Source organism: Streptomyces axinellae (assembly GCF_039532135.1).
Taxonomy (GTDB): domain Bacteria; phylum Actinomycetota; class Actinomycetes; order Streptomycetales; family Streptomycetaceae; genus Streptomyces; species Streptomyces axinellae.
Genome location: NZ_BAAARJ010000002.1, coordinates 311293 through 327155, shown reverse-complemented (window position 1 = coordinate 327155; position 15863 = coordinate 311293). Strand labels below are relative to the sequence as shown.

Sequence of the window (15863 nt, the reverse complement as noted above, 5' to 3'; positions counted from 1 at the left end):
GCCGGTTCCGCATTCCGGAGCCGGGGTCATGCGGCGAACGGCTCAGCGCTCAGCGTTCGGTACTCAGCGCTCGGCACGGCGCAGGCGCAGCTCTTCCAGCGACTCGGCCAGCTCGGCCACATGCCGCGCGAGCTGCTCGGTGTCGGCGCCGGAGGACAGTTCGCTCTCCACCACCTGTAGGCGCTGCGCGAAGTCGTCGAGCCGGTACTGCTCGTGATCCAGCAGGTCCTGCAACTGCCGGTTCTTGCGGTGCAGATCGAGGAAGACGGCCACTTTGGTGCGCAGCACCCACGGGTCGAACGGCTTGGTGAGGTAGTCGACGGCGCCGGTCGCATAGCCCCGGAACGCGTACCCGGCGTCGGTCGCCGTCTCCGCTCCGGTCAGGAAGATGATCGGGATGTCCTTGGTCTGGTCGAGCCGCTTGATGTGGGAGGCGGTCTCGAAGCCGTCCATGCCCGGCATCATGACATCGAGCAGCACCAGCGCGAAGTCCTGCCGCAGCAGCGCCTTCATGGCCTCCTCACCCGAGACGGCGCGCACGAGGGGCACCTGGAGCGCGGAGAGGACGGCCTCCAGCGCGACGAGATTGTCCTCCATGTCGTCCACGAGGAGGATACTGGCTTCGTGTTCTCCGGCGCCGCGCGCCGTGGTACGGATGGTCATTGCGGCCTCGTAGACGATTGCGGATCGAGCAGGGCGAGCACGGTACTCAGCAACAGATCGATGTCAACAGGCTTGGGAACATACGCGGATGCGCCCGCGGCCAAGGACCGCCGGTCATCGCCCGGCATGGCCTGCGCGGTGAGTGCGATGACGGGCAGTGCCACGAAGCGGGGGTCGGCCCGCAGCGTGCGGATGGCCTCGTATCCGTCCATTTCCGGCATCATGATGTCCATCAGCACCAGATCCGCCGCCGGCCCCTGGTCGAGGCGGGTCAGCCCCTCGCGGCCGTTCTCCGCGTAGCGCACCGACATGCCCGCGTGGCCCAGGACGTGGGTGAGGGCGAAGACGTTGCGGATGTCGTCGTCCACGATCAGCACCCGGGTGTTCGGGAGCACTTCCGCTGCCCGGCCGCGCCGCCAGCGAGTGAGGCCGGGCTTCGCCGCGCCCTGCTGGCGCGTCGTGCCGGTGACGTCCGCGGCGCTCCCCGGCCCGGAATCCCCGACGGTCCGGGCGGCGGTCCCTTCGGCCCCTGCCGTCACCGCTGCCCCAGCTGTCCCCGCGGCCCCGGCTTTCTCCGCGGCCCCGGCTTTCTCCGCGGCCCCGGTGGCTCCGCCCGCGTCCTGGACGGTGTTCCGGGTGGCGGCGGCTTCGGGGCGCCGGCGCGGTGCGGCCGAGACCGCTCCTGGCGGCTGCTCGGCCAGGCCGGTGGGGATTGTGAGGGTGAAGTGACTGCCCTTGCCCGGCTCGCTCTCGACCGTGACGCGCCCGCCGAGCAGGACGGCGATCTCCTGGCTGATGGACAGGCCCAACCCGGTGCCGCCGTAGGTGCGGTGCGTGGAGCGGGCACCCTGCTGGAACGCCTCGAAGACCCGCGCCAGGCACTCGGGCGCGATGCCGATCCCGGTGTCCGACACGGTCATCTCGATTTTCTCCCGGTCGCCGGGAGCCGGTCCCACGCGCAGCTCGACGCGGCCCTCCGAGGTGAACTTGAAGGCGTTGGAGAGCAGATTGCGCAGCACCTGCTGGATCCGGCGCTCGTCGGTGAACAGTTCGCGCGGGGTGCCGTCGGTGACCTGCACGGTGAAGCCCAGACCCCGGTCGAGCGCGAGCGGGCGGAAGGTGTCGTGCACATAGGTGAGCAGCTTGAGCAGCGTGACGCGCTGGGGGCGAACGTCCATCCGGCCCGCCTCGACGGTGGACAGGTCGAGCACGTCGTTGATGAGCTGGAGCAGATCGGTGCCCGAGCGGTGGATGGTCTGCGCGAAGCGGACCTCCTCCGGCGAGAGATTCCCCGCCTCGTTTCCGGCCAGCAACTGGGCCAGCACCAGCAGGGAGTTGAGCGGGGTGCGCAGCTCGTGCGACATGTTCGCGAGGAACTGCGTCTTGTACTCGGACGAGGCCGCCAGCAGCGCCGCCTTCTCCGACAGCTCGGTGTTGGCGCGGATGGTGTGCAGGGCGACGCCCATGGTGTGCATGAACTGGTCGAAGAAGGCGAGGTGGATATCGCTGAACGGGGTGAAGGAGGCCAGCTCCAGCACCCCGAGCACCCGGTCCTCGTAGAGCACCGGCAAGATCACCACGCATCCGGGCGGTGCCGAGCCCAGCCCCGAGGCGATGGGCAGATAGCCGCGCGGCACCTCGCTCAGCAGCAGTCGCCGCTTCTGCGCGGCCACCTGTGCCACCAGGCCCTGGGCCGGGGTACCCGGAAGGAGCGAACCCCGGCTCTCCTGCGCCGAGGTGCCGAAGCCCGCCATGTAGACGAGGCCCGAAGCATCCTGCGCGGGGGCCGGTGCCCCGCCGGGTACGCGGGTCAGGAACAGTGCGCCGTACTGCGCGCCGACCAGCGGCGGCAGTTCGCGCATGATCAGCTCGGCGACCTCCCTGATGTCGCGGTGCCCCTGCATCAGCGCGGCCAGCCGGGTCAGGTTGGATTCCAGCCACTCCTTGGCGCGGGTCGTCTCGCGCAGATCGGACACCATCCGGTTGACGGCCTCGGCCGCGGCGCGCCAGCTCCCGGAGAGACCGCTGAGCGAGGTGTGCGGCGGCGGAGGCCCGCCGCCGGCCGGCGGCCCGGCGTCCTCGTCGGTGCCCGCCCTGGTCACCTCGCTGGTGAACAGGGCGAGTTGGCCCGTGACCCGGTTGACGGTGCGGCCGAGCCGCCGCAGCTCGCCCCGTATCGGGCGGTGCCCGTCGTACTGCTCCATACGCTTGGACAGATCGCCCTCCGCCACCGCGGTGAGCACCCGGGTGGCCTCGGCCACCGGATGGGTGAGGGCGTCCAGCAGGGTGTTGGCCGCGACTACGGTGTCCGTCCACGCGCCCGTACCCGGACTGGCGCTCAGGCGCTCGTCGATGCGTCCATGGCGGATCACCTCGCGCTGGACGCGCACGAGTTCGGAGCCGAGGTGCTCCACCCGCGCCGCGAGCCCGTTGACGGCATCGGCCAGCGCCTGGCGGTCCTCCTCGCCCAGCCCGGCCAGCGACTCGGCGCTCAGCGCCACGCGGGCACCGAAGTCCCCCTCGCACAGCGCGGTCAGTGCGCTCAGCGCACCCACTGCCGGGCGCGGACCGGTGGCGGCTGCGGAAGAGGTCCAGGGCCTTGCGAAATCGGAAGACATGGCTCAATTCCCACCACTTCCGTGACTCGGTGCATATGAGCGGGCCCAGTCTGTCACTCTTGCCCTACTGTGCTGAGCGCATTCGACGGAACTGCCGGGTCCCCGCCGGGACGAGGGGATGTGCCGGGCCGGACCCGGAAGCCGGCCGGGGAAGCTGCGCGAAACTGGGGGATGGTGCGATGAGGCGCGCTAAGTACGCGGGAGTCGCCGGCTCACCCGGGCCCACGGCGCCGGGGGAGCGGGCCAGGGCGGGAGCGGCGGGGGAGAGCGCCGTCGCCGTCCCGGGGCCGCGTGAAATCTCACGGAAAGTAGGAACCGAACTGCCCGGCAACGCACTGGCCGCAGGCGCGGCGCGCAGCTTCATGCGGGCGGCGCTCGACGAGTGGGGAGCGCGGGGCCCGCTGACAGATGACGCGGTGTTGCTGGTCAGCGAGTTGGTGACCAACGCGGTCGTGCACGCGGGCACCTCCGTGGAGTTGGAGTGCCGATACGCCTCCGGAATCGTCTACGCCGAGATCACCGACCGCCATCCCGCCCGCGCCGTCACCTCGCGTGACGAGGCGGGCCATGGGCACGGTCTGCGGCTGGTCAGCGCGCTGGCCAAGGAGTGGGGCATCAGCTACCGCAGGGACCGCAAGGCCGTGTGGTTCCAGCTCGGCCCGGCCGAAGAGGCGGACGGCTTCGACGGACTCGCCGGTCCCACCGGGGCCGACGAGCCCCCCGCTGCCCCGCACCGGTACCACCATCACGCCCCTCCCCACGCTCCTCACGACGGCCCGCGCCTGCGCACGGCCGAGGGGACGTACGGAGAAACGGCCGGGGAGACGTACGCGGACTCGTTCGGGGAGGCGCACCAGGGCGCGTTCGGGTATCCCGCCGACGCCACCGCGCGCACCGCACACGCGCCGCGCGCCCGGATCGGCGCACGGGCGCACCCCGAGTGGACGAGCAACGGCGCGCTGGCCTTCCTCGCCGAGGCGTCCGACCTCCTCGCCGGTCACACCGACGAGGACAAAGTGGCCTCGCTCGCCGGACAGTTGATGGTGCCCCGCCTCGCCGACTGGTGCGCAGTCTGGCTGGAGGACAGCGAACGCGCGCGACTGCCGAGGCTGGCCCGCGTCTGGCACGCGCAGGAGAGCCGCATGGAGGGGCTCCGGGAGGAACTGGGGAAGGAGCCGCCCGCCCTGGTGCCCCGCGCGCTGCCCGGCCAGGCCGTCCCCTGGCGCTGGCCCGAGGGGGCGGGCGCCGAGGGCGGCTCGGGCGCCTCGGCGATGTGCCGCCTGGTGGTGGGCGGACGGGCCGTGGGGACCCTGGTGATCGGGCGTGCGGAGCTGTCGCGCATTCCGGATGAGGTCATGGGCCTGGTGGAGGACTTCGCGCGGCGGGTGGCGCTCGCCATCCTCTCCGCGCGCCGCTACACCCTCCAGGCCACCATCAGCCAGGTCCTCCAGCGCGGGCTGCTGCCCAGCGAGGAGATGTGTGTGCCCGGTCTGGAGACGGCGCTGGTCTACGAACCGGCGGGCGAAGGCGCCTGGGCGGGCGGTGACTTCTACGACCTGCTGCGCCTGGATGAGGACCGCTGGCGCTTCGCGCTCGGCGACGTGTGCGGCAACGGGCCCGAGGCGGCCGTCGTCACCGGCCTCGCCCGCCCCGTGCTGCGGCTGCTCGCCCGCGAGGGCTACTCCGTGCCCGAGACCCTGGACCGGCTCAACCGCGAGATCGGCGAACAGGCCAGGTTCCTCAGCCTGATCTACGGCGAACTCTCCTTCCGGGAGGGCGCCGTGGACTGCACCGTCGCCTGCGCCGGGCATCCGCTGCCGCTGGTGCGGGACGCCGCGGGCACCGTACGGGTGGCGGCGCTGCCGCAGCTTCTCCTGGGCGTGCTGCGGGAGGTGACCTACGACAGCCAGACCTTCACGCTCCACCCCGGGGACACGCTGCTGTGCGTCACCGACGGAGTGACCGAACGCCGGTCGGGGCGGCGGTTGTTCGACGACGGTGACGGGCTGGCCACGGTCCTCGCGGGCTGCGAACACCTGGACGCCACGGACACCGCCGAACGCGTACGCCGCGCCGTACACGGCTTCGCCCCCGGCCCGCCGACCGACGACCTGGCCATGCTGGTGCTGCGGGCGCCGCCGCACGGAGCACAGGAGGAGCCGGCCGGCCGCTGAGACCGGGGAGTCGGAGGGGGAGGAGCGGGCCGGGTGACGGGGCAACGGGAGACGGGTGAGGTGGAGGGGGCCGGGAGAGGGTGACGGGCCGTCAGTCCACCAGGTCGCGCACCACCGCGTCGGCCAGCAGCCGCCCGCGCAGCGTCAGGACCGCCCGGCCCTCCTCGTAGTGCCCCGGCTCCAGCAGGCCGTCGTCGCGCGCCTGACGAGCCGCCCGCGCACCCTCCGGCGCGAGGAGGGAGAGCGGACAGCCGCGGGCGAGCCGCAGCTCCAGCAGGATCCGCTCGACGCGCCGGTCCTCCGGCGAGAGCAGCTCGCGCCCCGCCCCCGGTGAGCGGCCCTCCGCGAGGGCCTGCGCGTAGGCGGCCGGATGCTTCACGTTCCACCAGCGCACCCCGCCCACATGGCTGTGCGCGCCGGGTCCCGCACCCCACCAGTCGGCGCCCGTCCAGTACAGCTCGTTGTGCCGGCAGCGGGCCGACTCGTCGCCTGGCGTCGCCCAGTTGGAGACCTCGTACCACTCCATCCCGGCCGCCGAGAGCCGCTCCTCGGCCATCAGGTAGCGGTCCGCGTGCGCGTCGTCGTCCGTCATCGGCACCTCGCCGCGCCGGATGCGCCGGGCGAGCTGGGTGCCCTCCTCGACGATCAGCGCGTACGCCGAGAGGTGATCGGGCCCCGCGCCGAGGGCGGCGTCCAGCGAGGCGCTCCAGTCCTCGTCGGACTCGCCGGGGGTGCCGTAGATCAGGTCGAGGTTGACGTGCCGGAAACCGGCGGCGCGGGCCTCCGCGACGCACGCCTCCGGGCGGCCGGGGGTGTGCGTGCGGTCCAGGATCTTCAGCACGTGGGGGCGCGCGCTCTGCATGCCGAACGAGATCCGGTTGAAACCGGCCTCGCGCAACTCGGCCAGGTAGGCCGGATCCACCGACTCCGGATTCGCCTCGGTGGTGACCTCGGCGTTCTCGGCGAGCCCGAACTCCTCCCGGACCGCCCTCAGCATCCGCCCCAGGTCGGCCGGGGGCAGCAGGGTCGGCGTTCCGCCGCCGACGAAGACCGTCTCGACCCGGCGCGGGTCGTCGCCCAGCACCTTGCGGGCCAGGCGGATCTCCTCGGTGAGGGTGGCCGCGTAGCTCTCCCGGGAGGCGGGCACGCCGTCCTTGCCGCTGCGCAGCTCGGTGGCCGTGTAGGTGTTGAAGTCGCAGTAGCCGCAGCGGGTGGCGCAGAACGGAACGTGCAGGTAGAAGCCGAGGGGGCGCGACGTGCGCTCTTCCCGCGCGGAGGGCGGCAGAGAGCCGTCCTCGGGCACGGGTTCGCCGTCGGGGAGTGCGGAGGGCATGGGTCCATTGTCCCCCGCCGCGGAATTTCCGGATCGGCCCGGCCGGTGCGCCCCCGGCCCGGCCGTCACTCTTTCGTGCCCGGCTGTCAGCCCTCCGGCGCCGTCACGAAGTCGATCAGCTCTTCCACCCGTCCCAGGAGCGCCGGCTCCAGGTCCTTGTAGGTACGGACGGAGCCGAGGATGCGCTGCCAGGCGGCGCCCGTGTTGGGGGCCCAGCCCAGGCCCTCGCACACCCCGCGCTTCCAGTCGGTGCCGCGCGGCACCCGGGGCCACCCCGCGATGCCGACCGAGGAGGGTTTCACGGCCTCCCAGATGTCGATGTACGGATGGCCCACGACCAGCACGTTTCCCGCACCGCCCGCACCGCCCGCACCGCCCGCACCGCCCCCGGTGACCTCTGCCGCGATACGGGACTCCTTGGAGCCGGGCACGAGGTGGTCGACCAGCACGCCCAGCCGGGCATCGGGGCCCGGGGAGAACGCCTCGACGATGGCGGGCAGGTCATCGACGCCCTCCAGGTACTCGACGACGACGCCCTCGATGCGCAGGTCGTCCCCCCACACCTTCTCGACCAGCTCGGCGTCGTGCCGGCCCTCGACGTAGATGCGGCCAGCGCGGGCCACCCGGGCGCGGGCGCCGGGCACGGCAAGCGAACCGGAGGCCGTCAGGCGCGGGCCCGAGGGCGCCGTTGCGGCGCCGGCCGGGCCCGGGCGGATCAGGGTCACGGTCCGGCCCTCCAGCAGGAAGCCGCGCGGTGCCATGGGGAAGACGCGGTGCTTGCCGAAGCGGTCCTCCAGCGTGACGGTCGGGCCCTCGGCGGTCTTCTCGCACCGGATGACCGCACCGCAGAATCCGGTCGTGACCTCCTCCACCACCAGATCCCGGTCGGCGGGCACCTCGGGCACCGGCTGCTTCCGCTTCCACGGAGGGGTGAGGTCGGGGCTGTCGTAGCGGCTGCGCATGGGCACATTCTGCTACGCGGCCCGTGCGGCGGCACGGAGTGCGCCCGTGCTGAGCCGAGCCCGCGAGCCATCCGGCCCCCGGCCGGAACGGGCGGGTATCCGGTGCGAGGCTCGAACCGGCGGGCATCCGGTGCGGAACCCGGACCCGGCAAGTATCCGGTCCTGGCCCGAACGGCGCGCGTCCGGTTCAGGAGGCGAACCGGCGTACCAGCGCCTCGCGTTGCGCGCGGACGAACGCGGCGTCCACCAGCGCGCCGTGCCCGGGCACATACACCGCGTCCTCGCCGCCCAGCGTCAGCAGCCGCTCCAGTGCCTCCGGCCAGCGGGCCGGGTGCGCGTCCGGGCCCGCCTGCGGCTCGCCGGACTCCTCCACCAGGTCGCCGCAGAAGACGACATCGGGCGAGCCGGGCACCAGCACCGCGAGGTCGTGTCCGGAGTGTGCGGGGCCGAGGTTGGCGAGGACCGCCTCCCGCCCGCCCAGGGGGAGCGTCAGCTCGCCGCAGACCGGATGGTGCGGCGGCACCAGGATGTCGGCCGCCTCCGCCGCCTCGTCCTCCAGGAGACCGTGCGCGACGGCCTCGTCGCGCAGCGACTCGGCCTGCCTGCCGAGGAGTTCGGCGACGCCGACGGCCCCGTACACCTGCGCGCCGGAGAAGACGGCCGTGCCGAAGACGTGGTCGAAGTGCGGGTGGGTCAGCGCCACCCGGGTCACCGGGGCGCCCAGCCGGGCACGTACGTCGGCCCGGATCCGGGCACCCTCGCGCAGCGAGGAGCCGGTGTCGATGACCAGCACCTCCTCCGTGCCGCCGACCGCGCCCACCGTCGCGTCCCACTGCGGCAGCCTGCGGCGGATCACCCCCGGTGCGATCCGCTCCCAGTCCGTGTCGCGCGTGGACGGATTCCGCCCTGCGTCTTCCCGATCCGGCTCCATACGACGACGCTAACGGCACGGGGCGGGCAGTGCTTGTCCACTGCCTGCCTCCAGGCCCCGCGCGATACGGTCGAGCCCGCTCGATCAGGCGGCCCTTGCCCTGGCCGTGGCGACCGGCCGTACACTGGCACAGGGAGCCTGGCACTCCCGATCGGAGAGTGCCAGGGAAGGTATCCAGGACCGCGGCCGGACGGGAGGTGTGCGCCATGCTCAGCGAGCGCCGTCTTGAGGTGCTCCGCGCCATCGTCCAGGACTATGTCGGCACGGAGGAGCCCGTGGGCTCCAAGGCACTCACCGAGCGGCACAACCTCCAGGTGTCCCCGGCCACTGTCCGCAACGACATGGCCGCGCTGGAGGACGAGGGTTTCATCGCCCAGCCGCACACCAGCGCGGGCCGTATCCCCACCGACAAGGGGTACCGCCTCTTCGTCGACAAGCTCGCCGGCGTCAAGCCCCTGTCCTCGCCGGAGCGGCGCGCCATCCAGAACTTCCTCGACGGCGCCGTCGATCTCGACGACGTCGTGGGGCGCACCGTCCGGCTGCTCGCGCAGCTCACCCGGCAGGTCGCCGTCGTGCAGTACCCCTCGCTGACCCGTTCGACGGTGCGGCATGTGGAACTGCTGGCGCTGGCCCCGGCGCGGCTGATGCTGGTGCTGATCACCGACACCGGCCGCGTCGAGCAGCGCCTGATCGACTGCCCGGCGCCGATCGGCGAGACGGTCCTCGCCGACCTGCGGGCGCGGCTCAACAGCCGTGTGGTGGGCGAGCGTTTCACCGAGGTCCCCTCCCTGGTGCAGGATCTTCCCGAGTCGTTCGACGCCGATGACCGGGGCACGATCTCGGCCGTGCTGGCGACGCTGCTGGAGACCCTGGTCGAGGAGACCGAGGAGCGGCTGATGATCGGCGGCACCGCCAATCTCACCCGCTTCGGACACGACTTCCCGCTGACCATCCGCCCCGTCCTGGAGGCGCTGGAGGAGCAGGTCGTCTTGCTGAAGCTGCTCGGGGAAGCCAAGGACCCGGGTATGACGGTACGAATCGGGCATGAGAATCAGCACGAGGGACTGAGTTCCACATCGGTCGTCTCGGTCGGCTACGGTTCGGGCGACGAAGCAGTCGCCAAGCTCGGCGTGGTCGGCCCGACCCGCATGGACTACCCCGGAACGATGGGAGCTGTACGCGCAGTGGCACGGTACGTCGGACAGATCCTCGCGGAGTCGTAAGTGGCGACGGATTATTACGCGGTCCTCGGCGTGCAGCGCGACGCCTCGCAGGACGAAATCAAGAAGGCGTTCCGCAGGCTCGCCCGCGAGCTGCACCCGGACGTCAACCCGGACCCGAAGACCCAGGAGCGGTTCAAGGAGATCAACACCGCTTACGAGGTGCTCTCCGACCCGCAGAAGAAGCAGGTCTACGACCTCGGCGGGGACCCGAACTCCAGCGGTGGCGGGGCGGGCGGCTTCGGCGCCGGCAACTTCGGCAACTTCAGCGACATCATGGACGCCTTCTTCGGCACCGCCTCGCAGCGCGGCCCGCGCTCGCGCACGCGCCGGGGCCAGGACGCCATGATCCGGCTGGACATCGACCTGGACGAGGCGGCGTTCGGTACCACCAAGGACATCCAGGTGGACACCGCCGTCGTCTGCGGCACGTGCAGCGGCGAGGGCGCCGCGCCGGGCACCTCGGCCCAGACCTGTGACATGTGCCGCGGCCGTGGCGAGGTCTCCCAGGTCACCCGCTCCTTCCTGGGCCAGGTCATGACCTCGCGGCCCTGCCCGCAGTGCCAGGGCTTCGGCACGGTCGTGCCCACCCCCTGCCCGGAGTGCGCGGGCGACGGCCGGGTGCGCTCGCGGCGCAGCCTGACCGTGAAGATCCCCGCGGGCGTTGACAACGGCACCCGCATCCAGCTCGGAGGCGAGGGCGAGGTCGGCCCGGGCGGCGGCCCGGCGGGCGATCTGTACGTGGAGATCCACGAGGCCCCGCACCCGACTTTCCAGCGGCGCGGCGACGACCTGCACTGCACGGTCACCATCCCCATGACGGCGGCGGCCCTCGGCACGAAGGTGCCGCTGGAGACGCTGGACGGCATGGAGGAGATCGACATCCGCCCCGGCACCCAGTCCGGCCAGTCGGTCCCGTTGCACGAGCGCGGCATCACGCATCTGCGCGGCGGCGGCCGTGGCCAGCTGATCGTCCACGTCGAGGTCACCACCCCCACCAAGCTGGAGCCGGAGCAGGAGGAACTGCTCCGCCGCCTGTCCCAGCTGCGCGGCGAGGAGCGGCCCACCGGCCAGTTCCAGCCGGGCCAGCAGGGGCTGTTCTCCCGCCTGAAGGACGCCTTCAACGGGCGTTGACCGGATGGTTGTCCGGCCGGGGGTCCGGGGGTTGTCCCCCGGGGGTGGGGTAACGGGCGTTGACCGGCTGGTTGTTCGCGGCCGGGGGGCCGGGGGTTGTCCCTGGGAAGATGGGTAACGCGCTTCGCGGTACCGGGTATTGGGGCCGCGGTGTCCGGAGTCGAGGCCGCAGGGCCCCGCGTTGAAGTCGCGGGGCACCGGCGTTGTCGGGGTCCCGCTGGGCGCCCTTCGGGCAGGTGGGGGGCGCCGCGAGCGTTGGTGACACGGAGTGCAGGGTTCGTAGGGGAGCGTGACAGGATAAGGGCCATGTCCACCGCGCTGCCTACGCTCTCCGAGCTGACCGAACACCCCGTCATCCAGGCACCGATGGCCGGTGGCGTCTCCCGTCCCGAGCTGGCCGCCGCCGTCAGCGAGGCGGGCGGGCTGGGCTTTCTCGCCGCCGGGTACAAAACGCCCGACGCGATGTACGAGGAGATCAGACAGCTGCGCCGCCTCACCCGGCGGGCCTTCGGCGTCAACCTCTTCATGCCCCAGTCGCGCACGGCCGATCCGGCGGCGGTCGCGGTCTACCGCGAGCAGCTGGCGGGCGAGGCCACCTGGTACGAGACCGAACTGGGTGACACCGAGGGCGGCTCGGACGACGCGTACGACGGGAAGCTGGCGATCCTCTACGAAGATCCCGTCCCCGTCGTCTCCTTCCACTTCGGCTGCCCCGCGCGCGGTGTGCTGGAGCGCTTCGCGAAGCTGGGCACGTACACCATGGTCACCGCGACCACCGTCGCCGAGGCGCAGACCGCGCAGTGGGCCGGCGCGCAGGCCGTGTGCCTTCAGGGCATCGAGGCGGGCGGCCACCAGGGCACCCACCGGGACGACCCGCAGGCGGACGCCTCGGTGGGCGGCGTCGGGCTGCTCTCGCTGGTGACGCAGGTCAAGGAGTCGGTACAGCTGCCGATCGTCGCCGCAGGCGGGCTGATGCGCGGCGGCCAGATCGCCGCGGTGCTGGCGGCCGGGGCGAGCGCGGCCCAGCTGGGGACGGCCTTCCTGGTCACCGCCGAATCCGGCGCCAACCCGCTGCACAAACAGGCCATGACCAACCCGCTGTTCACCCGCACCGAGCTGACCCGCGCCTTCTCGGGACGCCCGGCACGCGGACTGGTGAACCGTTTCATGCGCGAGCACGGACCATACGCCCCGGCCGCCTACCCCCAGATCCACTATCTGACCGCCGGGCTGCGCAAGGCGGCGGCCAAGGCGGGCGACCCGCAGGCGATGGCCCTGTGGGCGGGCCAAGGACACCGGCTGGCACGGGAGTTGCCCGCGGCGCAGCTTGTCGAGGTGCTCGCGGCCGAATTGTCCGTGGTTCGCGAGGGAATGTCCTCGCGCGGTGGAGAGGGGCACGCATGACCGCGCCGGTCTTTCTCGCCGACCGCGCACTGCTGCGCACCGGAACCGTCGTACTAGGCGGCCCCGAGGGGCGCCACGCCGTCTCGGTGCGGCGGCTGCGCCCCGGCGAGGAGGTCGTCCTCACGGACGGCGAGGGCGTCGGCGCTTACGGCAGTGTGATCGCCGCCGAGGGCAAGGACCGGCTGGAGGTCGAGGTCACCGAGGTGCGCGAGGAGCCGGCGCCGCGTCCCCGGCTCACCGTCGTCCAGGCACTGCCCAAGGGTGACCGGGGCGAACTGGCCGTCGAGACCATGACCGAGACCGGTGTCGACGCGATCGTGCCGTGGGCCGCCTCGCGCGCCGTCACCCGGTGGAAGGGCGAGCGCGCGGCGAAGTCGCTCGCCAAATGGCGGGCCACCGCGCGGGAGGCGGGCAAGCAGGCGCGGCGGCTGCGCTTTCCCGAGGTCGGGGACCTCGCCGCCACGAAGGATGTCGCCTCGCTGCTCGCGGATGCGGACTTCGCCGGGGTGCTCCACGAGGAGGGCGCGGCGCCGCTGGCCACCGCGGTGCTGCCGGAGGCCGGGCACATCGTGCTGGTCGTCGGGCCCGAAGGCGGCGTATCGCCCGAGGAGTTGGAGCTGTTCGCAGGGGCAGGGGCCGGTGCGCTCCGGCTCGGCCCGAGCGTACTGCGCACCTCGACGGCGGGGACGGCGGCGGCGGCCGTACTGCTGGCGCGGACCGGCCGCTGGTCCTGAGCGGTCCTCACGGGGACGGGGCGGCCTCCCGGGGACGCCGGATACGGGGGCGGCCTCCCGGGACGCCGGACCGTACCGCCTCCGCCCCCGTCCTCGGGGCTGTCGATCCGGGCCCCACCTGCCGGTGCGGCCCGCCTGCGCACGAGGTCGTGCGCGGGGACCGGTAGCATCCCGTCCATGGCTGGAGAACCCCAGGCGGACTGCCTGTTCTGCAAGATCGTGGCGGGCGAGGTCCCGGCGACGGTGATCCGGGAGACCGAGACGACCGTCGCCTTCCGGGACATCAACCCGCAGGCCCCCACCCACGTTCTGGTGATCCCCAAGGCGCACTACCCGGACGCGGCCACCCTCGCCGCCGCCGCGCCGCAGCTGATGGCGGACGTGGTGCGGGAGACGGGAGAGGTCGCGGCGCAGGAGAACATCGTCCCCGGCGACGGTGGTCCCAGGACGGGATACCGCGTGGTCTTCAACACCGGCTCCGGCGCCGGCCAGACCGTCTTCCACACGCACGCGCACGTCCTCGGCGGGCGCGGCCTCGAATGGCCCCCCGGGTAACCGGCGTTGTCCACCCGGGAACTGGTGGTGCTGGGCACCGCCAGCCAGGTGCCCACCCGGCAGCGTAATCACAACGGGTACGTCCTGCTGTGGGACGGGGAGGGCATCCTCTTCGATCCCGGCGAGGGCAGCCAGCGGCAGATGGCACACACCTCCGTGGCCGCGCACGACCTCACCCGGATCTGTGTGACGCACTTCCACGGCGACCACTGCCTCGGCCTGCCCGGCGTCATCCAGCACCTGAGCCTCGACCGGGTGCCGCACACCGTCACAGCCCACTACCCCGCATCCGGCCGGACCTCCTTCGCGCGGATGCGGCACGCCACGCCGTTCCACGAGACGGCCGACCTGCGCGAGGCGCCCGTACACCGTGCGGGCGTGCTCGCGGGCGGCCCCGGGGATCCGGACGGCAGCGCGCCGCCCTTCACCCTGGAGGCCGTCGCGCTCTCGCACCGTATCGAGACGTTCGGATACCGGCTGACCGAGCCCGACGGGCGCCGGATGCTGCCCGCCCTGCTCGCGGAGCGCGGGATCGCGGGGCCGGATGTGGGCCGCCTCCAGCGGGAGGGAGAGCTGGGCGGCGTACGGCTGGCGGACGTCAGCGAACCGCGCCCGGGGCAGCGCTTCGCCTTCGTCATGGACACCCGGCTGTGCGACGGGGTGTACGAGCTGGCCGAGGGCAGCGACCTGCTCGTGATCGAGTCCACGTTCCTGCACGCCGAGGCCGAACTCGCCGAGAACTACGGGCATCTCACGGCCTACCAGGCGGGGCGCGTCGCCGCCGAGTGCGGGGTGCGGCACCTGGTGCTGACCCACTTCTCCCAGCGCTACGACGATGCCTCCGCTTTTGGTACCGAGGCCCGCGCGGCGGGGTATGAGGGCGAGCTGACGGTCGCGGAGGACCTCACCCGGATCCCGGTGCCCAAGCGGCGGTGACTCCGCCGCCCCCTTGCCGGAGAGGTCTCGGCCTGCCGAGGCGGTCTCTGTCGGGGCGGTGCCGGCGTACCGGAGCGGTGGCGGCGGGCCGCGCCACGGTCAGCCCATGACCTCGATGAAGCGCTCCAGGCCGATGTTGCCGCCCGAGATGATGACGCCCACGCGCTCGGGCGGGTTCTCCACCCGCCCCGCCAGCAGGGCGGCCAGCCCCGTCGCGCCACTCGGCTCGATCAGCATCTTCAGCCGCTCGAAGGCGAAGCGCATGGCCGAGCGGATCTCGTCGTCGCTGACCAGCGCCACACTCTCCATCAGCCGCCGATTGACGGAGAAGGTCAGTTCGCCCGGGGTGGGGGCCGCCTGGCCGTCGGCGAGGCCGCGCGGCACCTCGATCCGCACCCGGTGCCCTGCGGCCAGCGAGCGGGCCGTGTCATCGCCGTCCTCCGGTTCGACCCCGATCATCCGGATGCCGGGCCGCAGCGCGGTCGCCGCCGTCGCCGCGCCCGCCATGAGCCCGCCGCCGCCCAGCGGCACCACCATCGCGTCCAGGTCGGGGACGTCCTCCAGCAGTTCCAGCGCCGTCGTGCCCTGGCCCGCCATCACGGGCGGGTGCTCGTAGGGCGGGATGAGCGCCCGGCCCTCCTCCTCGGCGACCTTCGCCCCGATCGCGGCCCGGTCCTGGGTGTAGCGGTCGTAGGTGATGACCCGGGCGCCGTATCCTTCCGTCGCCGCGCGCTTGACCGCCGGGGTGTCCTCGGGCATGACGATCACCGCGCTGGTGCCCAGCTCGCGGGCGGCGAGCGCCACGGCCTGCGCGTGGTTGCCGGACGAGTAGGCCGCCACGCCGCGGGCCAGCTGCTCGGGGGAGAGCTGGGCCAAAGAGTTGTAGGCGCCGCGGAACTTGAAGGCGCCTATCCGCTGGAAGTTCTCACATTTGAGGAAGACCTCACTGCCCACGAGCCCGTCGAGGGTGCGGGAGCGCACGACCGGGGTGCGGTGCGCGACGCCTTCGAGGCGCGCCGCCGCGGCGCGTACGTCCTCCAGCGTGATCACGGGAGCGGCGGTCTCAGCGGTCCCGGCGTTTTCAGCGGTCGCGGCGTTTGCAGCAGTCCCGTCATTTTCGGTGGTCGCAGCGGTCTCGGCAGGGGAACCAGCGGTGCTGGCGGAGTCGTTGGCCATGGCGCGAACGTATCCCATGGGCC

The 15863-nt window shown here is 72.7% G+C and carries 13 protein-coding genes; 7 read left to right on the top strand and 6 right to left on the bottom strand.

Annotated features, from left to right (window positions below):
• Nucleotides 1-63: 63 nt before the first annotated feature.
• Together ABD339_RS03840 and ABD339_RS03835 are read right to left on the bottom strand one after the other, a co-directional pair.
• Entirely contained in the window at nt 64-663 is a 600-nt protein-coding gene (locus ABD339_RS03840) for a response regulator (protein ID WP_344562078.1), read from the bottom strand.
• The gene (locus ABD339_RS03835; RefSeq protein WP_344562076.1) at nt 660-3281 is read right to left on the bottom strand and encodes a hybrid sensor histidine kinase/response regulator; all 2622 of its coding nucleotides are present in this window, start codon (nt 3279-3281) and stop codon (nt 660-662) included. The genes ABD339_RS03840 and ABD339_RS03835 overlap by 4 nt, the downstream gene beginning before the upstream one ends.
• Nucleotides 3282-3460: 179 nt before the next feature.
• On the opposite strand from ABD339_RS03835, the gene ABD339_RS03830 reads away from it, so the two are divergent.
• Nucleotides 3461-5455, top strand: coding sequence for a SpoIIE family protein phosphatase (locus ABD339_RS03830; RefSeq protein ID WP_344562074.1), 1995 nt, complete (start codon nt 3461-3463; stop codon nt 5453-5455).
• 91 nt (nt 5456-5546) lie between these two features.
• Here ABD339_RS03830 and hemW read toward each other — a convergent pair whose 3' ends face one another.
• From hemW to ABD339_RS03815, 3 genes are all read right to left on the bottom strand, one after another.
• The gene (gene hemW, locus ABD339_RS03825; RefSeq protein ID WP_344562072.1) at nt 5547-6788 is read right to left on the bottom strand and encodes a radical SAM family heme chaperone HemW; all 1242 of its coding nucleotides are present in this window, start codon (nt 6786-6788) and stop codon (nt 5547-5549) included.
• Nucleotides 6789-6874: 86 nt separating this feature from the next.
• Nucleotides 6875-7750 (bottom strand): DUF3097 domain-containing protein, encoded by an 876-nt coding sequence (locus ABD339_RS03820; RefSeq protein WP_344562070.1) that lies wholly within the window; start codon nt 7748-7750, stop codon nt 6875-6877.
• Nucleotides 7751-7937: 187 nt separating this feature from the next.
• Nucleotides 7938-8681, bottom strand: coding sequence for an MBL fold metallo-hydrolase (locus ABD339_RS03815; RefSeq protein WP_344562068.1), 744 nt, complete (start codon nt 8679-8681; stop codon nt 7938-7940).
• A gap of 206 nt (nt 8682-8887) precedes the next feature.
• Here ABD339_RS03815 and hrcA point away from each other — a divergent pair, with 206 nt between their 5' ends.
• The 6 genes from hrcA (at nt 8888) to ABD339_RS03785 (ending at nt 14664) form a co-directional block, all read left to right on the top strand.
• Nucleotides 8888-9904, top strand: coding sequence for a heat-inducible transcriptional repressor HrcA (gene hrcA / locus ABD339_RS03810; protein ID WP_344562066.1), 1017 nt, complete (start codon nt 8888-8890; stop codon nt 9902-9904).
• The gene (gene dnaJ / locus ABD339_RS03805) at nt 9905-11035 is read left to right on the top strand and encodes a molecular chaperone DnaJ (protein WP_344562064.1); all 1131 of its coding nucleotides are present in this window, start codon (nt 9905-9907) and stop codon (nt 11033-11035) included.
• 306 nt (nt 11036-11341) lie between these two features.
• Nucleotides 11342-12439 carry a nitronate monooxygenase gene (locus ABD339_RS03800; RefSeq protein ID WP_344562062.1) on the top strand — a complete coding sequence of 366 codons (1098 nt, stop codon included), beginning with the start codon at nt 11342-11344 and terminating at the stop codon, nt 12437-12439.
• The gene (locus ABD339_RS03795) at nt 12436-13173 is read left to right on the top strand and encodes a 16S rRNA (uracil(1498)-N(3))-methyltransferase (RefSeq protein ID WP_344562060.1); all 738 of its coding nucleotides are present in this window, start codon (nt 12436-12438) and stop codon (nt 13171-13173) included. The genes ABD339_RS03800 and ABD339_RS03795 overlap by 4 nt, the downstream gene beginning before the upstream one ends.
• Before the next feature lie 177 nt (nt 13174-13350).
• Complete coding sequence (locus tag ABD339_RS03790) at nt 13351-13728, top strand: histidine triad nucleotide-binding protein (protein ID WP_344562058.1); 378 nt, start codon at nt 13351-13353, stop codon at nt 13726-13728.
• Between the two features lie 6 nt (nt 13729-13734).
• Complete coding sequence (locus tag ABD339_RS03785; protein ID WP_344562057.1) at nt 13735-14664, top strand: ribonuclease Z; 930 nt, start codon at nt 13735-13737, stop codon at nt 14662-14664.
• A gap of 99 nt (nt 14665-14763) precedes the next feature.
• Here the strand turns inward: ABD339_RS03785 and ABD339_RS03780 are convergent, their stop codons facing one another.
• Nucleotides 14764-15840 carry a pyridoxal-phosphate dependent enzyme gene (locus ABD339_RS03780; RefSeq protein WP_344562055.1) on the bottom strand — a complete coding sequence of 359 codons (1077 nt, stop codon included), beginning with the start codon at nt 15838-15840 and terminating at the stop codon, nt 14764-14766.
• Between the last annotated feature and the right edge of the window lie 23 nt (nt 15841-15863).